The 20,587-nt window shown below is 33.5% G+C and carries 19 protein-coding genes; 13 read left to right on the top strand and 6 right to left on the bottom strand.

The genetic code is table 11. The features are described from left to right. Window positions 1–69: 69 nt before the first annotated feature. The 3 genes from ACEN92_RS00435 to ACEN92_RS00425 form a co-directional block, all read right to left on the bottom strand. Window positions 70–1,980 carry a LysM peptidoglycan-binding domain-containing protein gene (locus ACEN92_RS00435; RefSeq protein ID WP_495640399.1) on the bottom strand — a complete coding sequence of 637 codons (1,911 nt, stop codon included), beginning with the start codon at window positions 1,978–1,980 and terminating at the stop codon, window positions 70–72. Window positions 1,981–2,040: 60 nt separating this feature from the next. Then, window positions 2,041–3,570 (bottom strand): glutamine-hydrolyzing GMP synthase, encoded by a 1,530-nt coding sequence (gene guaA / locus ACEN92_RS00430; RefSeq protein ID WP_495640398.1) that lies wholly within the window; start codon window positions 3,568–3,570, stop codon window positions 2,041–2,043. A gap of 135 nt (window positions 3,571–3,705) precedes the next feature. Next, entirely contained in the window at window positions 3,706–4,449 is a 744-nt protein-coding gene (locus ACEN92_RS00425) for a hypothetical protein (RefSeq protein ID WP_495640397.1), read from the bottom strand. Between the two features lie 298 nt (window positions 4,450–4,747). Here ACEN92_RS00425 and ACEN92_RS00420 point away from each other — a divergent pair, with 298 nt between their 5' ends. From ACEN92_RS00420 to ACEN92_RS00385, 8 genes are all read left to right on the top strand, one after another. After that, complete coding sequence (locus ACEN92_RS00420) at window positions 4,748–5,662, top strand: DnaJ C-terminal domain-containing protein (protein ID WP_495640396.1); 915 nt, start codon at window positions 4,748–4,750, stop codon at window positions 5,660–5,662. Next, window positions 5,655–5,951 carry a chaperone modulator CbpM gene (locus ACEN92_RS00415; RefSeq protein WP_495640395.1) on the top strand — a complete coding sequence of 99 codons (297 nt, stop codon included), beginning with the start codon at window positions 5,655–5,657 and terminating at the stop codon, window positions 5,949–5,951. The genes ACEN92_RS00420 and ACEN92_RS00415 overlap by 8 nt, the downstream gene beginning before the upstream one ends. A gap of 152 nt (window positions 5,952–6,103) precedes the next feature. After that, entirely contained in the window at window positions 6,104–6,490 is a 387-nt protein-coding gene (locus ACEN92_RS00410; RefSeq protein WP_007807877.1) for a RidA family protein, read from the top strand. 147 nt (window positions 6,491–6,637) lie between these two features. Further along, on the top strand, window positions 6,638–7,894 hold the full coding sequence (locus tag ACEN92_RS00405) for a voltage-gated chloride channel family protein (protein ID WP_495640394.1): 1,257 nt from the start codon (window positions 6,638–6,640) through the stop codon (window positions 7,892–7,894). Between the two features lie 298 nt (window positions 7,895–8,192). Then, the gene (locus ACEN92_RS00400) at window positions 8,193–9,197 is read left to right on the top strand and encodes a DHH family phosphoesterase (protein ID WP_495640393.1); all 1,005 of its coding nucleotides are present in this window, start codon (window positions 8,193–8,195) and stop codon (window positions 9,195–9,197) included. Between the two features lie 8 nt (window positions 9,198–9,205). Further along, complete coding sequence (gene gldI, locus ACEN92_RS00395) at window positions 9,206–9,847, top strand: gliding motility-associated peptidyl-prolyl isomerase GldI (protein WP_495640392.1); 642 nt, start codon at window positions 9,206–9,208, stop codon at window positions 9,845–9,847. Between the two features lie 24 nt (window positions 9,848–9,871). Continuing rightward, window positions 9,872–10,951, top strand: a complete 1,080-nt coding sequence (locus ACEN92_RS00390; protein ID WP_495640391.1) for a peptidylprolyl isomerase — start codon at window positions 9,872–9,874, stop codon at window positions 10,949–10,951. Window positions 10,952–10,995: 44 nt separating this feature from the next. Continuing rightward, window positions 10,996–12,123 carry a peptidylprolyl isomerase gene (locus ACEN92_RS00385; protein WP_495640390.1) on the top strand — a complete coding sequence of 376 codons (1,128 nt, stop codon included), beginning with the start codon at window positions 10,996–10,998 and terminating at the stop codon, window positions 12,121–12,123. A gap of 92 nt (window positions 12,124–12,215) precedes the next feature. On the opposite strand, the gene ACEN92_RS00380 is transcribed toward ACEN92_RS00385, so the two are convergent. Then, window positions 12,216–12,650, bottom strand: coding sequence for a PepSY-like domain-containing protein (locus ACEN92_RS00380; RefSeq protein WP_495640389.1), 435 nt, complete (start codon window positions 12,648–12,650; stop codon window positions 12,216–12,218). Between the two features lie 128 nt (window positions 12,651–12,778). Beyond that, the gene (locus ACEN92_RS00375; RefSeq protein WP_495640388.1) at window positions 12,779–13,051 is read right to left on the bottom strand and encodes a hypothetical protein; all 273 of its coding nucleotides are present in this window, start codon (window positions 13,049–13,051) and stop codon (window positions 12,779–12,781) included. A 724-nt stretch (window positions 13,052–13,775) separates the two neighbouring features. On the opposite strand from ACEN92_RS00375, the gene ACEN92_RS00370 reads away from it, so the two are divergent. Then, window positions 13,776–15,050 carry an ice-binding family protein gene (locus ACEN92_RS00370; protein WP_495640387.1) on the top strand — a complete coding sequence of 425 codons (1,275 nt, stop codon included), beginning with the start codon at window positions 13,776–13,778 and terminating at the stop codon, window positions 15,048–15,050. 171 nt (window positions 15,051–15,221) lie between these two features. Here ACEN92_RS00370 and ACEN92_RS00365 read toward each other — a convergent pair whose 3' ends face one another. Then, entirely contained in the window at window positions 15,222–15,584 is a 363-nt protein-coding gene (locus ACEN92_RS00365) for a hypothetical protein (protein WP_495640386.1), read from the bottom strand. A gap of 247 nt (window positions 15,585–15,831) precedes the next feature. Here ACEN92_RS00365 and ACEN92_RS00360 point away from each other — a divergent pair, with 247 nt between their 5' ends. The 4 genes from ACEN92_RS00360 (at window position 15,832) to ACEN92_RS00345 (ending at window position 20,564) form a co-directional block, all read left to right on the top strand. Beyond that, window positions 15,832–18,276 carry a TonB-dependent siderophore receptor gene (locus tag ACEN92_RS00360; RefSeq protein WP_495640385.1) on the top strand — a complete coding sequence of 815 codons (2,445 nt, stop codon included), beginning with the start codon at window positions 15,832–15,834 and terminating at the stop codon, window positions 18,274–18,276. 291 nt (window positions 18,277–18,567) lie between these two features. Next, window positions 18,568–19,917: a sigma-54-dependent transcriptional regulator gene (locus tag ACEN92_RS00355; protein WP_495642320.1), complete on the top strand. Its 1,350-nt coding sequence runs from the start codon at window positions 18,568–18,570 to the stop codon at window positions 19,915–19,917. Between the two features lie 204 nt (window positions 19,918–20,121). Further along, on the top strand, window positions 20,122–20,403 hold the full coding sequence (locus ACEN92_RS00350; protein ID WP_495640384.1) for a DUF7674 family protein: 282 nt from the start codon (window positions 20,122–20,124) through the stop codon (window positions 20,401–20,403). Between the two features lie 83 nt (window positions 20,404–20,486). Further along, window positions 20,487–20,564: a potassium-transporting ATPase subunit F gene (locus ACEN92_RS00345; protein ID WP_081491444.1), complete on the top strand. Its 78-nt coding sequence runs from the start codon at window positions 20,487–20,489 to the stop codon at window positions 20,562–20,564. The last annotated feature ends 23 nt before the right edge of the window (window positions 20,565–20,587 follow it).

The raw sequence follows: 20,587 nt of genomic DNA, 5'->3' as shown, positions 1-20,587 counted from the left end.
TAATGTGAACAAGATACTAATTTATGTTTAAAACAAAAATCAGTCCAATAGTTAATTCTTTGGTAATTATTATCTGAGGTCAATTTCTGCTTTAGCGATAATGATATTTCTATATAACTCATCTTCTTCCTTTTTCTTGCATTGATATAAAACTTCTTCCATATTATTATATTTATTCGAATAAACATAGTAAGAAAGACTATTAATATTGAAGAAGAAACTAGCATTAAAATCGCCCGAATCAATCAGTTTCATAATTAATTCATCCCTTGGAACTGCGTCTGCAAATGTACCTAAAACCAAATAATAGCCATTCGGGACTTCTTTAAGGTTATCAAAAACTTCAATTTTTATATCCTTTTCATTTTTAAACGGATTATCTTTCAATTCCTGTTTCATTTCTTCCAATGAAATGGATTTTGAAACTTCAGGTGAATCTGTTTTATTTTGATTTTTAATCACTTCATCCTGATATTTCTTCAATTTCATCAAAGCCACCTTATCATCAAATTTCCTGGCTTCCATACTATAATAGGAAGCTTTGCTAATGTGTCGTTTTATTTCGATTGTTTTCTGAATATCCAGTGAATCAATTTTCGCGATTAAAAGCTGATTTTGTGCATCGCCCTGTTCCTGGTCTATTTTATAACGTTTGATTTCCTCTAATGAAAGCCTTTGCTGCAAAGACGTGACATTATTGTTTTTTTCGCTTTCACGGATTTTCTTTTTATATTCCTGGTTTTCCTCAAGGGCAATTCGTTCCACTTTATTCATTAAACCTGCATAAACTTTTCGGTTTTCAGCTAATTCTTTCTTTAATTGAGAAGACAAATCACTTGTTTTACTGATACTTTCATATGATTGTTTCTCCAGGCGTTTTGATTCATTTATATTCAAGACATCCATTCTTTTCAATTCGATTAAATCATTATTCATTGTAGTAACCAACGAATCTAATTTAGCCATTAAAATATCCTGAACATTTTTATTAGTTTCTAAAACCAAACGTAATTTTTCAACTGAATTATCTTTGGAGCCGTTCAAATCATTCAGATTAACTTTCAAATCATTGATTTTTATGATTTTCTGATTCATTTCTTTCTGAACTACAAGCCGGTCTTTTAAATCTTCTAACTCAACCGTTTTAGCTTTTGTTTTTTCAACAACTACTTGTTTTTCGGCCAAAGCCAGCATCAATTCTTCACTTTCGTTTGTTGGTTTAATTTCCTTGGTATTGATGGCTAATTTATTTCCAACAATTAATCCGTTTACAATTTCGGGGTTTTGAGATTCTAACTGATCAATTGAAATCCCGTATTTTTTAGCAATCGAAAATTTAGTTTCTTTAGCTTCAACTACATGAAAAACTGTTTCCTGATTAATCACGCGAACTCTTCCGTCCAACGTTTTTCTTTTGTTTGGAATTGCAATTGTCTGACCAATCTGCAATCCGTTTTGAAGTAAATCTTTATTTAGGTTTTCTAAATCCTGAACCGATACATTATATTGTCTGGCAATACTAAACAAAGATTCTTTGGCAACTACCTGATGAGTCACTTTTGAAGAAGCAGTAATTTCAGTTTTTGAAAAATTTGCAGAATTTTGCGGTATAATTAATTCCTGACCTATTTGAAGTCCGCCGGCAAGAATTTCGGAATTTGCATTTTGAAGAGCTTCAACTGAAACATTATATTGCTTAGACAAACCATACAGTGTTTCTTTTGCACCAACTATATGAGTAATTTGCTGGTTTTGCTTTCCTGCAGAATGAACAGGAATCTTAATAATCTGATTGTCTTTGATTCCGCTTTGAGATTCTGGGTTGAATTTGTAAATCTCATCTACTGAAACTTTATATTTTTGAGCAATAAAATAAGTAGTTTCTCCTTTTTGAATTTTGTGCTCAATAAATGAATCTTGCGCAGTAATTTTGTTAAAAAACAAAACAAACACAAGTGAAATCGTTAAAAGTTCTCTCATAAATAGTAGGTATAAAAATTAAGGCGTTACAAATGTAACGCCTTAATTTGAAAAAAAATACTATTCCCACTCAATTGTTGCAGGTGGTTTTGAACTTATATCGTAAACTACACGATTTACGCCTTTTACTTTATTGATAATATCATTTGACACTTTCATTAAGAAGTCATAAGGTAAATGAACCCAGTCAGCAGTCATACCATCGGTAGATTCTACAGCTCTAAGTGCCACCACTTTCTCGTAAGTACGCTCATCTCCCATTACACCAACAGAGTTTACAGGAAGCAGGATTGCTCCGGCCTGCCAAACTTTGTCGTATAATCCCCAGGACTTTAATCCGTCGATAAAAACTTTATCTACATCCTGTAAGATTTGTACTTTTTCTAAAGTAATATCCCCTAAAATACGAATAGACAATCCAGGTCCCGGGAAAGGATGTCTTCCTAATAATTCAGGATCAATTCCTAAAGTAGCTCCCACTCTTCGAACTTCGTCTTTAAACAACATTCTAAGCGGCTCTACAATTTTTAATTTCATATAATCCGGCAATCCACCAACATTATGGTGTGATTTGATAGTTGCCGATGGTCCTTTTACCGAAACTGATTCGATTACATCAGGATAAATCGTCCCTTGGGCTAACCAGGTAACATCTTCAATTTTATGTGATTCATCATCAAAAACCTCGATAAAGGCGTTACCAATTGCTTTTCTTTTTAATTCAGGATCTGTAATTCCCGCCAAGGCATCATAAAAACGCTGAGAAGCATCAACTCCTTTCACGTTCAATCCCATTCCTTCGTATTGATCTAAAACACTTTGGAATTCATTTTTACGAAGCAAACCGTTATTTACGAAAATGCAGTATAAGTTTTTACCAATTGCCTGGTGCAATAAAACTGCTGCTACAGTAGAATCTACTCCGCCGGAAAGTCCTAAAACTACTTTATCATTACCTAATTTCTCTTTTAATTCTCCCACCATTTCTTCTACGAAAGCGTTTGGTGTAAAGTTTTGAGGAACTTCGGCAATGTCTACTAAAAAGTTTTTCAGCATTTTTGATCCATCAGTAGAATGGAAAACTTCCGGGTGATATTGAATGGCATAAGTTGTTTCACCTTCAATTTTGTAAGCCGCATATTCTACATCGTGAGTACTGGCTAATTTCACCGCATTTGTCGGCAAAGCTTTGATACTATCACTGTGGCTCATCCAAACCTGGCTGTTTTCTGAAACTCCGTTAAAGAAAACTTCGTTCTCCTTAATATAAGATAAATTAGCTCTTCCGTATTCTCTGGTGTTCGAAGCAGCTACTTCTCCTCCACTGAAATGTGCTAAATATTGTGCGCCGTAACAAACTGCCAACATTGGAAGTTTGCCTCGAATTTGAGATAAATCAGGATGTGGAGCGTCTTCTGCACGAACAGAAAATGGGCTTCCTCCCAAAATTACGGCTTTATAAGGTGATAAATCACTAGGAAAGTGATTGTAAGGGAAAATTTCGCAGAATATATTTAATTCGCGAACTCTACGCGCAATAAGCTGTGTATATTGCGATCCGAAATCTAAAATAAGTACGTTGTGTTGCATGCGCAAAAATACTTTTTATATTCGAATTTGAAAAATTGATTTTTGATTTTTTTTTCTTTAAAGATTTTAAAAACACTAAGTCACTAAATATCTGAATTTTAAAGTGAAATGTAAATTTTTAAAGTTTAATTTAAACTATTTTGGCTTTTTTTTGTTAAGCAAATTATTTTCTTTAATAATTATAAATTTTGCTTGTACACCTGTATTAAAATTTTGCCAATAATCCGTTAAAATATGCTTACCTTCAGCATCGTATATTTCAAATTGCCCAGTATTTCCTCCATACTGACCCTTATTAAGCGCTATCATTTCAAATGTATTAATACCTTCTTGAAGAGATATTTTAAATTCCTGATATTCATACTGCAACAACATTCTTTCTTTAATAACATCTTGATTTAAAACAGCTTTAATTAAATCTCCATCAATAACCCCATAATCACGACATTTGATGATAAAATAAGCAGAATTTGTTCTAATATCTCCGTAGTTTACATCTGTCATAACCAACGGTTGTTCATCTTCTTTTAATCCGGCATCTTTCAAAGCTTTATCCAGATCTTTTTCCATTTTTGCCACATAACGATCTCCCGGATTGGCAAAATCATTTTTAGGAGCCATAGAAAATTTGCTTTTTTCTTCTCCAATCTGAAATTTAGATTTTGGAGTTATACTGGTATTATCAAAAACATTCGGAGTTTTAATACCTGGCATATCTGTCTTATCCGCTTGAGGATCTTTAACTTCCGGAATCGGTAATTTTTTAGGTTTTGTACTAAACTTTGGAGCAGGAATAGACTTAAAACCGGAATTAAATTCGGTTTGGGCAGAAACTGTCAAAACAGTAAAAAATAATATGAAAAATAAAATGTGCTTCATTGAAAAAGTTTTATCGAATCGGCTTTTAAATTTTATAAAGAGCATAACATCGCAAAAATAGCATAATTTAATTAGGCTCTACGACTTTAAGAGTTTTATAACAATATATTAGACTATTTTTTGGAATCAAAAAACTTGCCAAAAGAATGAAGCCTAAATTAAAACTGTTTACTTCAGCTAAAGAATCTTTAAAACTTTCGTTTAAAATATTATCTTAAAATAAATCACATCGTTTTGATAATTAGCAACTTATTCCTAACTTCAATATCTAAATTCAATTTTACAAAATTTCAAAAAAATGGATTATATCGACTACTATAAAACATTGGAAATAAATAAATCTGCTACTGAAGCAGAGATAAAAAAAGCATATCGAAAACTGGCCAGGAAATATCATCCGGATTTAAATCCGAATGATAAGGAAGCAGAGAGAAAATTCAAGGAAATAAACGAAGCGAATGAAGTTTTGGGGAATCCGGAAAACCGTAAAAAATACGATAAGTACGGTAAAGACTGGATGCATGCTGATGAATTTGAGAAAGCGGGCTATAACCCAAATCAACAGCAACGCACGAGACAACAAAGCGGTCAGGGCTTTTCAGATTTTTCCAGTGGAGATTTTTCAGAAAGCGATTTTTCGGATTTTTTCAATTCAATGTACGGTTCGGCAAGAAACCGCAGAAGCCAAACGAAATACAGGGGACAGGATTTTAATGCCGAACTTGAACTGGATTTGGCATCAGCTTATACTACGCACAAACAAAATCTAACCGTAAACGGCAAAAATATCCGAATTACAATTCCTGCCGGTGTAGAAAATGGACAGGTAATAAAAATTCCGGGACATGGCGGTCCTGGTGTAAACGGCGGTCCAAATGGTGATTTATACCTTACTTTTTTAATTGCAAATAATCCGGATTTTAAGAGGGAGGGCAATAATTTGTACACTGATGTTGATCTTGATTTGTATACCGCAGTTTTAGGCGGAGAAATTTATGTAAACACATTTGATGGAAAAGTAAAAATCAAAGTACCACCCGAAACACAAACGGGAACTAAGATAAAATTGAAAGGAAAAGGTTTCCCGGTATACAAAAAAGAGAATCAATTTGGGGATTTATACATTACTTATACTTTAAAAATTCCGACAAAATTATCAGTAAAAGAAAAAGAATTATTTAAAGAATTAGCTAAAATCAGAAATCATGAGTAATAAAAATTTAATCCAGATAAGACAATTTTGTTTGTATCACGAAATTGAGAACACCTTTATAACTGAGCTGCATAATTATGGTCTCATAAAAATTATTAATCAGGAAGAAGATGAATATTTAGAACCGGAACAATTACCTGCCGTAGAAAAAATGATCCGCCTGCATTATGATCTTAAAATCAATCTGGAAGGAATTGATGCTATTGCTCATTTATTAAACAGGATTGAAGTCTTACAACAGCATCTTATTGCTTCTCAAAACAAATTACGGTTTTATGAAGGAAAATAAAGCAACTGAAAATATCACAAAAAAGAATGATTTACAACATGATTTCAAACGATTTTACCTCTTTATGATTTGTATATTTTATAAATTGCAACAAATTAATTAACCCGAATTTTTTTTAGATCTATAAAAAATAAATTCACAAAATATAAAGAATGAAAAGAGAAAACATCTTAACAGGATCTCCATGGGAAGACAAAATGGGATATTGCCGTGCTGTACGAATTGGCAATATCATTGAGGTTTCAGGTACTGTGGCTATTGTTGATGGCGAAAAAGTAAAAGCCGATGATGCTTATGCGCAAACTTATAACATCTTAGAGCGTATTGAAAAGGTACTGGAAGATTTAAATGTTGGAATGAAAGATGTAATCAGAACACGCATTTTTACTACTGACATTACTACTTTTGAAGAAGTTGCCAGAGCACATGCAGCATTTTTTAAAGATGTAAAACCAACAACCGGTTTTTATGAAATAAGCAAATTAGTTGCTCCTGAATATTTAGTTGAAATTGAATTCACTGCCGTAGTACAGGAATAGTTTTTTTGCCACGAATTTCACAAATTATCTCTAACTTATTATTTTCGACAGGTTAAAAATTAAGAGAATTGCTTCGAATTAAAAATTTTATAGCCAGGCCTTTTAAAATCCGTTTTTATTAGTGAAATTCGTGGCAAACTTTTCTAAATGAATTTTCAAAAATTTAAAGAAATACTGCTGACAATATTCAAATGGATTCTCATTTGCATTTTGACAGGGACTTTATCCGGATCTGCATCAGCATTTTTTTTAATTTCTTTAGAATGGGTTACACAATTTAGGATTCACCATGACTGTATTATCTGGCTTTTGCCTATTGGGGGATTTCTTGTTGGTTTGAGTTATTATTACTGGGGAGAATCTGTTGTAAAAGGCAATAACTTATTGCTTGAAGAATACGAAAATCCGAAGAAAGTAATTCCGTTTAAAATGGTTCCTTTAGTTCTTTCAGGAACCTTACTCACACATTTATTTGGAGGATCTGCCGGACGTGAAGGAACTGCAGTACAAATGGGAGGCGCAATTGCCGATCAGTTTACAAAGTTTTTCAAACTAGATGATTCTGAACGTAAAATTTTAATTATCCTCGGAATCAGTGCCGGTTTTGCATCCGTTTTCGGAACGCCTTTGGCCGGAGCTGTTTTTGCTTTGGAGGTTTTGTATTTTAGTAAAATCAACTTCAAAAGTATTGTTTTATCTTTTCTAACCGCTTATGCTGCTTATTTTACAGTTGAATTCTGGCAGGTTAAGCATACGCATTACAGCATTCCTAACGTTCCTGAAATTAATCTGATAAACTTATTTTATACCATAATAATCAGTATTTTATTTGGTTTTGCTGCTTTATTATTTTCGAGAAGTGCACACCTTTGGAGTTCTCTTTTTTCAAAAAACATTAAGTACACGCCACTACGTCCTTTTATTGGAGGCGTTATTTTAGCAATTGCCATTGCAGGTTTCGGGCTTACAAAATTTGCCGGATTAGGTGTTCCGGTAATTGTTGATTCTTTTTCAAACGCTAATCCATGGTATGATTTTTTGCTTAAAATTTTATTTACAGGATTCACTTTAGGTGCTGGTTTTAAAGGTGGTGAAGTAACTCCTCTATTTTTTGTCGGGGCAACTTTAGGAAGTGCTTTATCAGTAATAGTTCCAATGCCAATTGCACTTTTGGCAGGAATGGGTTTTGTTGCCGTATTTTCCGGCGCAACACACACTCCTCTCGCCTGCACTATTATGGGAATGGAATTATTTGGAATAGCACCCGGACTTTTTATCGCAATTGCTTGTAGTATCGCTTATTTTTCTTCAGGCTCTGTAGGCATTTATAAATCGCAGATTGTAAAGGGCGCGAAATATAAATTGTATCAGAAATTACAAAAAAAAGAATTGGAGAACCTTTGATTTTAAATTCCAAAATTCACAATTATCATTTCCAACGATTAAAATCCATTGTTACAAAACAGTTGTTTCTACGGAACTACAAAATTTATCCAACATTATTAATATTTTAAAAAATCCGATTAAATCAGCGTTTTCGCTTTAACGATTCAGTTTCATCGGCGTTATTATTTCGCAATTGAAATCATTAATAACAAATTCAAAACTTATAACTCTTAACTAATAACTTCTAACTTATAAAAGTGTGTTAATCTCTAAAATGATTTCAACTTTACATTAAAAAAATGTAAATTCGCACACTATGAAAATACAAGATATTCAAGCAATACAATTATTACTCGCAACCCCAAAGAAAATCGCTATAATTCCACATAGAGGTCCTGATGGTGATGCTATGGGTTCTACGCTGGGTTTATACCATTTTTTATTAAAAAACAATCATCAGCCAACAGTAATTGCTCCTAATGATTTTCCTGATTTTTTAGCCTGGATGCCAGGTTCTGAATCTGTAAAAATATTTGAAAAAGATACTGAAAACTGCACTAAAATATTAGAGGAAGCTGAAATAATATTCACACTTGATTTTAATGCTTTTCATCGTACAGGTGAAATGGAACATACTTTAGCAAAACTAAAAGCGCCATTTATTATGATTGATCATCATCAAAAACCTGATGATTATGCAGCCTATACTTACTCAGATACTTCCTTTGGATCGACTTGCGAAATGGTTTATAACTTTATTTTATTTTTAGATAAAAAAGGAGATTTAGATAAAACAATTGCAACCTGCCTTTATACCGGAATATTGACAGATTCAGGTTCATTCCGTTTTCCAAAAACAACAGGAAATACACATCGTATTGTTGCAGAACTCATTGATTTAGGTGCGGAAAACACAGAAATTCCGGTTTTATTGTTTGATAATAGTTCCTACAGCCGTTTGCAATTATTAGGTCGGGCATTGCAAAACATGAAAGTTTTTGATGAGCATAAAACAACCTATACTTCGCTTACTCAAGACGAATTGGATTCTTTTAACTATGTAAAAGGTGACACTGAAGGAATAGTAAATTATGGATTAAGCATAAAAGGTATTGTTTTTACTGCTATTTTTATTGAAAATAAAGACGAGAAAATCATTAAAATATCATTCCGCTCACAAGGCGGATTTGACGTGAATCAATTTGCCAGAGATCATTTTAACGGTGGAGGTCACAGCAATGCCGCAGGTGGGAGATCTGAAACCTCGATGGAAGAAACTCTGAAAAAATTTGAAGATTTAGTAACTAAACTAAAAATATAAACTAAACGATGAAGTATTTAAAAATAAGCACTTACACGTTACTTTTTGCTGTTTTAATAGTAAGCTGTAAGCATCATGAAGAAGCCAGAAGACCTGTTTCAAGAGCATCGGGCACTTTTATGAAAAAATCAGCTGACAGAAACAAAAAATTAGTAGCCAGCGAAGAAGACGTTATTAAAAAAATAATCAAAAGCAATCCGAGAATAAAATATTTTGCAACAAGAAAAGGATACTGGCTTTATTATGAAGAAAAAAATACAACCGATCTTTCAACACCAAAAAAGGGAGACATCGCTTATTATAACTTAGAAATTAAGGATATTAATGGCAGAATTATCTATTCGGAAGCTGAAATTGGCCCACAAACCTATTATGTTGACAAACAAGATATCATGATGGGATTGCGTGACGGAATCAAATTAATGCATAAAAACGAAATTGTAACCTTCTTATTTCCTTCGCATATCGCTTACGGATATCACGGAGATAATAAAAAAATCGGACCTAATGAATCCTTAATCTGTACTGTTACACTTCGAAATTTTGTACCTGAAGAGGCTCCAAAAACAACCGAAACAGCTGCACAAACTTTAAAACCTACTGTACCGAAAGCGGCAATTGAAACTAAAAAAGACACTTTAACACCATAAAAACAACATTAAAAAATGAAAAAAATGAAAAAAAGTATTTTATTATTACTATTAGCCATCTCCTCATTTTATTCCTGTAAAGACGAGCACAATAATTTACCTGATGGTTTATATGCCGAAATTGAAACTGATAAAGGAGATATCATCGTTGAGTTAGATTATAAAAAAGCTCCCGTTACTGTTGCCAATTTTGTAACCTTAGCCGAAGGTAAAAATGAATTTGTAACGGATGAAAATCTTAAAGGCAAACCTTTTTTTGATGGATTGAAATTTCACAGAGTTATTGAAGATTTCATGATTCAGACAGGAGATCCTTCAGCAACAGGTGCCGGTGATGCAGGGTATGCATTTAACGATGAAATTACCGATTTAAAATTTGACAAAGGCGGTATTTTAGCAATGGCTAATAGTGGTCCCGGGACTAATAGCAGCCAATTTTTTATTACCCACGTTGAAACTCCGTGGTTAAACGGAAAACATACTATTTTTGGTCATGTGGTAGAAAAAGGGAAAGGGATGGAAGTTGTAAATCAGATCAAACAAGATGATGAGTTAATTTCAGTAAAAATTATCAGAAATGGTGAAGCAGCTAAAAAGTTTGATGCTGTGAAAGTATTTCATGATTATTTTTCAGGAATGGCGAAAGAAAAAAGTAAATATGCAGGGGTTCAAAAAGAAAAAGTGGCTTATCATGCTTCTTTAAAAGCAAAAGCAACCAAAACTGCTTCAGGTTTAGAATATGTAATTACCGAAAAAGGAACTGGTAAAAAACCTGCAACGGGAACTCAATTATACATTCACTATGCAGGATTTTTAGAAGACGGAACTTTATTTGACACAAGTATCGGTGAGGTTGCACAAACTTTTGGAAAATTTGATCCTGCAAGGGCCGAAGCAAAAGAATACAAACCTATTCCGTTTCAGGCAGGTCGTAAAGAGGGTATGATTCCGGGATTTATTGAAGGGATTGAACAACTTTCTTTTGGAGATAAAGCAGTTATTTTTATTCCATCTCATTTAGCATACGGGCAAGCCGGTGCAGGAAATGTTATTCCTCCAAATGCCAATATTATTTTCGAAATTCAATTATTGGAAAAACCGTAATAACACCATTTTAAACAAGTATCAAAGACATAAATCGAACTACAATGAAGTTTAAATTTTTATTTTTATTTTGCCTGGCAACAATGTTTAGCATCCAGGCGCAAACAACCAAGAAACCCGCTGTAAAAAAATCAAATAAAACAACAAAAACAACTCCAAAATCAAATCCTGGTGAAGGTATTTTTGCAACAATTTCTACCACTAAAGGTGATATTGTTCTGTCTTTAGAATATGTAAAAGCCCCAGTTACCGTAGCTAACTTTATTTCATTGGCAGAAGGTAAAAATCCTAATGTAAAAGTGGAGAAACTAAAAGGTAAACCATTTTATGACGGATTAAAGTTTCACAGAGTTATCAATGACTTTATGATTCAGGGTGGTGATCCGGAAGGAAACGGTTCAGGAGGTCCCGGGTTTTCATTCAAAGATGAATTTACAGAAGATTTAAAATTTGAAAAAGGCGGCGTTTTAGCAATGGCCAATTCAGGCCCTGCTACTAATGGAAGCCAGTTTTTTATCACACATAAAGAAACACCATGGTTAAACGGAAAACATACTATTTTTGGTCATGTAATTTCCGGGATGGACAATGTAAACAAAATTGTTCAGGATGATATCATGACAAAAATTACCATTACACGCAAAGGTTCGGCTGCCAAAAAGTTTGATGCTGTAAAAATCATAAACGAAGATGCCAAAAAGGAGGTATCAAAAAAAGCAGAAAGCCAAAAAGTAATTACAGCAAAAGCTGCTTATTTTGCAGAAGCAAAAGCTACTGCTACAAAAACTGAGTCAGGTTTAAAATATAAAATAACACAAAAAGGATTAGATGTAAAACCGGCAGAAGGAACTACTTTCTATTTTCATTATGCAGGTTACTTTGAAGATGGAACTCTTTTTGACAGCAGTATTGCTGAAGTTGCTAAAGCATATGGTAAATACGATGCCAACAGAGATGCTCAAAAAGGATATCAGCCTTTCCCATTTGTTGCAGGTAAAAAAGACGGAATGATTCCCGGTTTCTTAGAAGCTTTAGGTATGATGTCTGACGGAGAAAAAGCAGTATTTTTTCTTCCTGCAAATTTAGCATACGGAGAAAAAGGTGCAGGAGGAGTAATTCCGCCAAATGCAACTTTAGTTTTTGAGATTGAAACCTATAGCAAAAAGCCTTAAGAAATCATTAGTCAATAAAATTTTAGACATAAATTTGTTTGACATAAATTTGAATGTAAAAACTCCATTATTTCTAATGGAGTTTTTGCTTTTTAATCTTTTTCACTTTTTAAAAATTTACCTTCTTTTGTAAATTCCAAATCAATTTTGTTTGTTAAATCAATATCGAGATCTTTGTGTCCGTAATCAATATGTGTAATTTTTTCATTCGGATAATTTTTTGCCACATAATCTTTAATTGATTTAGGAATGAATTCAGTTGGAATCGGTTTATGATCGCCGTCAACCTCCCGATAAGATCCGTCTTTCCAAAATTCTACTTCTATACCATCTTTAAGTTTAACTTCATACCCTTTTTCACCATGCTCAGCATCTTTTTTGACAATATCTACAGTTGTGTAACTAAAATGCTTTTTTATAAAGTCTTGTGATGCTTTTGGCAATTCTGTAAATTCTATTTTCTTTTGAGCATTCGCCGATATTACAAAACCAAGTAATAAAACGACAATAATGATTATCTTTTTCATAATTCATAAATTTTACGTTTATATTACTAATTTACAATAACTTAAAACGTGTTCAAATCAATTTAAGAAACCTTTAGTTTTTTAAGAACACTAATTTAGTGTATTGTCATACTTTTTTAAATCGTATTTTAAACCGAATATTGTTGCAAAAAACATTCAAGAAATAGGTTTTTCATTTCGTGGTGATCAATGGATGGTGTTTTTTCAATATCAATGATAAAATTATTCGAAAACTCTTTTTGATGCCATAATTCGATGAAGTCTTTATTTTTTGAAATGATATGTACGGGAGTTTTGAACGAGTTTTGATCGGTTGTTATCATAGGAGGCTGATGATCTCCGAAGATGACGAAAATAGTGTCCTGCAATTCGTTAATTATCAAATTTTCGATAGTTTTCAATTGGTATTCAATTGCCTGAAAGTAGTTTTCTTTACTATTATTATTTTTTGGTTCTGTTGGTTTGTAATGTTCTAATGATGTTGTATTACAATCCTGCTATTGGTCCAGAATAACAGTTGGGGTGTAAAAATCATAATGGGAATTAAGAGTTTCCACAAAAAATGCCAAAGGTTTACCTTCGTTTTTTGCTTTCATGATCTGAATTGACCGATTAAGAAAGTAGCCAACAATTATTTTTTTTATTTTAATATAAACCAAAAAGGCTTATATAATGAAAGTATATATTCCACACTCAGTAAAAACAATTTACTTTACTTCTACCCTACTTAAATTTAAAGAATCTTTCCTGAAAGCTAATTTTTATAAACAGATGACTCTATTACTCAAATGAATACTGATTTTAAAAAATTAAAATCAGTATTCATTTGTTATCACAAAAAATAATTTTTAACGTATTTTTTCAAAAAACAAGAAAAACGCAAGGATATTATTGTCTTTTTTCCTACATAAATTGTAATTTATTAAATGAAACACTATTTATAATTCAAAAAAAAAATGGCATTATTTGTAGCTGTTTACTGGTAAATTAAAGTCTGTTTTTTGACAATTATGGATTTTTTTACGCTGAATTGTTTTTGATTCATTCTTAAAAAAAGCCGTTTTTCGCTAAAATAGACTTACCTTCTTAGACCCTAATGCTATAAATTGGCAAGGGGAAAACCCAATGAAAAAATTAACTGCAATTTTTTTTCTGGTTCTGGTCTCGTATACATCGAGTGCCCAAGTTGGAATAGGAACCACGAATCCGGATGCTTCGACTGTCTTAGACATTTATTCTGACAACAAAGGAATACTCCTGCCAAGGGTTACTACGATTGACCGGGATGCAATTGTTAATCCGCCAAATGGATTAATTCTGTACAATACTACTACAAAATCCCTGAATTATTTTGATGTGGTCTGGAAGGGCTTTTCGCCAAGTTATCAATCAGTCAATTCCACACAAACCATATCTACCACAGCTGTTACTGATGAAGAGGTACCCGGGATGTCATTATCTCCATCTGAAGGTACCTATTCGGTATCTTTTGAGAGTCAGATCTCAAATACCGCTGCCGTGCCTGCGGTTGTTGTTAATTCTTCAACATTACTGGCTGATTTTTTCACACTTTACAACCAACTTCAGTCTTACACCACGACAAATAACACGCATCTTGCAGCCTATGGAAACGAGGAAACAATTACTCCCGGAAAATATGCCAACGCAAGTGCAATCTCTGTTGCAGGGAATTTAACACTCGACGGTCAGGGTGATCCCAGTGCTGTATTCATTTTTCACGCAACGGGTGCAATAAATTTTGCAGCCAATACCACTGTGATATTGACAAATGGCGCGGCTGCCGAAAATATATTTTGGGTAGGTGAAGATGCTGTTGGAGTAGGAGCCGATTCTATAGTCTATGGAAATCTCATATCTTACGGAGCCGCAGTGGCTGTTGGGGCAACCTGCAGCGTAACTGGCCGGATGCTGACAAATGCTGGCGCGGTATCTTTTGGACCGGGTATTTGTACTGTTCCTGCAAACACATCCTCGGCAATACAAATGGGGTCGCTGGAAACTTTTGTGATTTTTACCGGTTCCGGAGCCATCAATAATACAGGGGATTCTGTTTATAATGGAAACATCTGTTCAGGTGCGGGAGCTACGACAAGTCTTTCAGCCGCTACAATCAACGGAATTCTGGTTCCGCCATCAGTGGACACTATTATCAATAGCGGAGCCGATTCGAGCTTTGTGGCCACATTCAGCATCTATCAGAATGGGGTTTTGATTCCAAGTTCCACCAAACAGATAAGCTGTAATTCGGGCTATACCAATTTGTCGCTATCGGCAATAGCCAGTATTTTGGAGGGTGAATCCATTACCATCAAATGGCAAACAGATACGGGCACATTAACTTTAGGCAGCAGGGTTTTTACCGCTATTAAGGTACAATAGGCAAACATTGTGAAGTCTGAACAAGACAACGTCGATAAAAAAAGCAACATTTCTGTTACGGTCCTATTGTTGCTACTGTAATAAATCTGAATTAGCAAATACACAATAAAAAAATTATTATGTGCCTGTCCCTTTTTTCCAAACTGTGAAAGTGGATATTTAAGCTTATAATCAGGAATCAGATCTGTCCTTTTGATCAAAATCTTTATCTGAAAATTCATCTAATTCCTTATCTAACTCGTCATCCAGATCTTTGTCAAGTTCAGGTTCTAAGTCCTGATTTTTACGATTGTTATTGTCTGAATCATTTTCTCTATCCGACTGACCGGAATAATTATCCCTTTCTGAATAGCTGTTTGTAGCCGAGCCATATTCCTGATGCTGATTAATTGCAGAATCTTTGTTTTCCATAGTTTCTGAATTGATTTGCTGTTCTTCTGAATAAAGACCTCTTCTATGTTCATTGGTTCTTTCTATCATAATATGAGTTTTTAAATTATTTTCATCAACAATTATTTCCATTTGGAATATCATAAAACTTTCTTTTAAAGTTATTTTACAAATCTAAAACTGATATAAAAGCAAAACTTATACTTTTTTTATTTTTAATTATATTATTATCAGATTATTATAAATAAAAGAATATTTATCCGCGTAAAAAGGCTTTAGAAATAAGAGTTCTGATTAGATCAATATTGAATTTATAGTAGGTTTTATTTGAGTTTTTATTTTTATTTATTCTAAATAAATATATATTTGCAAAAATTTATAATTCTCAATAATGAAATCCTTTTACACCTTAGTACTCTTATCCCTTGTTAATTTTATTCAAGCCCAAAATACCGAAATCAAAGGAAAAATAACATCCTTAAATAACATCGAAAGCTTTAGTGCCTCAGTAACGATAAAAAACACCGGCGAAAAAACGACTACAGACAATCAGGGAAATTTTGAATTTTACAATATAAAACCCGGCAAATACACTATTTTATTCACTTCTTTGGGACATGCTTCCCAAACAAGAGAAATAGAATTGCAGGAAGATTCAAAAATAAATCTTTCCATCACAATGGAGGAAAACATTAATGAGCTGCAAACTGTAGAAATTACCGGTAGAAAAGAAAAGTCATATAAAAACACTAAATCTTTTATCGGGGCAAAAACAGAAATTGCATTAAAAGATTTACCCCAAGCCGTTTCTTATGCAACTAAAGAATTAATAGCGGACCAAGGCGCCATTCGTGTTGGAGAAGTTGTAAAAAACTTTAGCGGTGTGAGTCAGTTTACCTTTTATGACGATATTTCCATCAGGGGTTTCCGAATAAATGGTCAAAGCAATACACAATTACTTAACGGACTGCGAACTTCAACGGGTTTCTGGAAACAGCCTCTGGCTAATTATTTAGAAAGAGTCGAGGTTTTAAAAGGTCCCTCCTCTGCTCTGTTTGGTAATGCTTCTCCGGGAGGGGTTGTCAACAGGGTAACTAAAAAACCACTTGATAAAGCAGCAAACAGCCTTAGTTTTTCTACCGGCAGTTTTAATACACTTAGAGCATTAGCGGACTTTACCGGTCCATTAAACAAAGAAAAAACACTTTTATATCGTCTTAATCTTGGTTATGAAAATGCTAATTCTTTTAGAGATTTACAATTTGATAAAAACATAGTGATTGCTCCTTCCCTGTCTTTTTTACCAAATGACAAAACACGTGTTAATCTGGATTTGATTTATACCAGCTCAAAAAGTGTTTTGGATCGTGGCCAGTCTACTTATGAAAATGATTTATATTCCACAAAGACAAGCCAGTCACTTAATTCAACAAATGATTATTTAAATGAAGAAACATACATTTTAACAACATCTTTAAATCATCAATTTACAGATAAACTGAGTTTTTCCAGTTCGTATATCAGAACAGGTTACAATGAGGATTTATTAGAACATCGCGGCGCAAATAAATATGCAGTGGATGGTAATGGAGCCACTATTCCAACTCAGATTGAGATGCAGGTTTTTATGCGAAAAAGAAAACGCTATATCGATAACATAGCCAGTTTTATGAATTACAAAGCAGAAACAGGAGCGCTTACACATAATTTAATTTTAGGTTATGATTACGCACAGGAACAAGTTCCTGCCGGAGGTTCTCAGCTACAGGCAAGAGGATACAGAAATGCCAGTAATACCGGAGCGATTGCTACGTACAATCCAAATAATAAAAGTGCCTATTTGCTGGATTCAAAAGGAAATCCGGTTCCCAATGTGGCGCATTTTGATTTAGCTAACCCATCTTCATCGCAGCAATTAAAGGATATCAGTAAATATTTTTACACTACTGTGCCATTTGACCAGTCTTATTACTCAACTTACGGTGTTTATTTGCAGGACCATATCAAATGGGGGCCTTTGCAGGCATTAATTGGCTTTCGTTATGATGAATATATCGACAGAACGAATTATGAAAAACCAAACGAAGAAAAAGTAAAACAACATTCTTTTCTTCCTCGTATAGGGCTTACCTATACCTTAAATCCTAATATCAATCTTTATAGTACCTACGTAAAAGGATATAATCCACAAACAGCATCAGTTATTGCAAATCCAAATGCCGGAGGTCCTTTTGATCCTTTAGAAAATAACATGATCGAAGTTGGTGGAAAATCATCCTGGTTTAATGACAACTTATTTGTTACTCTGGCACTTTATAAAATTGAACAAAAAAACACATTATATACGGCCAATGATGCTACTAACCCGGATTTAATGAGAGCTGTGGGTAAAGAAGATTCTAAAGGTATCGAAATAGATATTACGGGTAATATTTTACCTCAATGGAGTATCTCGGCTGCATATTCTTATAATGAATCTCATATTACTGATAGTCCTATAGCCGAAGAAGTAGGCAGACAAAAACCAAATACGCCTTCTAACCAAGGTAATCTTTGGACCAGATATAATTTTACAAACGGAGTTTTGAAAGATTTTGGAGTTGCCTTTGGAGCTAATTATGTTACCACAAGAACTATGAGTCAGACCAACACACAAACTTTACCCGGTTATGTTGTTACAAATGCGGCTTTGTATTACACTATTAACAAATTCAAACTTCAGTTAAATGCTAACAATCTTGCCAATAAAACCTACTGGGTCGGAGGTTATGATTACATACGACTATTTCCCGGAGCACCAAGAAACTGGATGCTAACACTTGGATATTCATTTTAATTGGCTTCTGATGAGTTAAATACAATTCTTTTTTACAAATAAAAACCCGATTACATTTTTGGCCCGGACTTATTGTCCGGGCCAATTTTATAATAAAAATTAACGGTATGCAGCTTTGCGAAAATTTAAGGGATGACTAAATTTAATACTTGACTATACCTTTCCTTAGTTAGAATATCCACTTGAATTATTTTCTACTTTAAAGATATTTTAGTTAACAGACCAAATGATTATTTTTCTCATCCAATGCATTAATAATCTTAAATTTGTGTTTTTTAATAAATAGAAAATATTTTGGGAAAAATTCTAATCATAGACGACGAAGAAAAACTACGAAGTCTGGTGGCACGTATTGTAAAATCGGAGGGATTTGAAATTATCGAAGCCAAAGATTTAAAATCTGGTTTTAAGAAACTCGAACAAACCAATATTGATGTTGTTTTATGTGATGTAAAATTGCCTGACGGAAATGGCGTCGACTTTTTACAAAACATCAAAGGAAGTTTTCCGCTTACCGAAGTTATTTTGCTTACCGCTTTCGGAAATATCGCAGACGGCATTCAGGCAATGAAAAATGGGGCTTTTGATTATATTGTAAAAGGTGACGATAATGACAAAATTATTCCGCTTCTATACAAAGCGGTCGAAAAAGTGCATTTACAGAAAAAAGTTCAGCAATTAGAAAAACGTATTGGCGATAAATATTCTTTTGACACTATTATAGGAAAATCAAAAGGAATCGAACAAGTTATTGATCTTGCCAAAAAAGTTGCAAAAACAGATTCAACGGTTTTACTTACTGGTGAAACCGGAACCGGAAAAGAAGTTTTTGCTCAGGCAATTCACGAAAACAGCAATCGTGCCGGAAAGTCTTTTGTGGCTTTAAACTGCAGTACTTTCAGTAAGGAAATTCTCGAAAGTGAGCTTTTCGGCCACAAGCAAGGTGCTTTTACCGGCGCTCTAAAAGACAAAAAAGGATTTATTGAAGAAGCGAATGGCGGTACTTTATTTCTGGATGAAATTGGAGAAATGGCAATCGAATTGCAAGCCAAATTATTACGGGTTTTAGAAACCAGCGAATATATTCCGGTTGGTGATACGACTTCAAAAAAATCAAATTTCAGATTAATTGCAGCAACAAACAGAGATTTAAAAACGGAAAGCGAAGAACATCGTTTTCGTTCCGACTTATACTTTCGATTGAATATTTTCGAAATAAGACTCCCTCCGTTAAGAGAAAGAATTAAAGATATTGCACCTTTGACATTTTATTTTGTGAAGCAATTCTCTGAAAAAACCAATAAAAAAACTTTAGAAATTTCAGATGATTTTCTTCAGAAATTAGAAAACTATTCCTGGCCGGGAAACATCAGGGAACTCAAAAATATCATTGAACGCTCGGTTATTTTAAGTAATGATGTTATTTTAACTTTTGACGTTTTGCCATACGAAATGCAGTATCAGCCTGAAAAAGCATCCAAAACTATGTCGGCTTTTTCGATGCAGAGTGTCGAAAAACTGCATATTCAGAAGGTTTTAAATTATACCAAAGGCAATAAGGCCGAAACTGCCCGTTTACTCGAAATCGGAATTGCGACTTTATACAGAAAGTTAGACGAGTACAGTATTCAATATCAATGACAAATTTCAATAGCAATTTCAAATTTTTAATTTTTAATTGAATCATCCTATCATTTCAATAAAAGCTTATCATTTTGATAGGCTTTTTTTTGCCTTATTTTTGGCAAAAAACTACATTTCTTTTATTGACGGCACTTTAGCTTCAATCTTCCTTTTTCGGAACATCTTTTGGCATAAGAGAGAAGAACATAAAAATTCTTTCTAATGAAAAATCAAGTCACCTCAATCTACAAACAAGCCGAACGCTTTGCCGAGATTACCAAAAAATCAATCATTTCAGGTAATATCGTCCGTGCAAAAAAATGTCTGGCTCTTGCTGAACGTTTGTTTATTCCCGGAAGCATTGAAACTAAAAATGCTATTTCTAATGTGTATATTTTCTCGGTTTCTTCTTTTATGGAAATGTGCCACTGCAATATTTCACATCTTTTTCCTCAATCGCTTAAAGCGAAATATATCAAACAAGTTAATACTTCCGGAGTATGATGACCCTAATCTTAATCGCAGCCGGGCTTTTGCTGTTTGTCGGTTTCTTTAAAATAATTTCTATTTTCGAAAAAATCTAAATTATGACACTATTATTTATCATCGCTATCGCCGTTTTTATTTACATCGGTTATGTTTTAATCAAACCTGAAAAATTTTAACCAGAAAATTTAAGACTGTTGAT

The organism is Flavobacterium sp. Flavsp81 (assembly GCF_059491325.1).
This window is presented reverse-complemented; position numbering and strand designations above follow the sequence as displayed.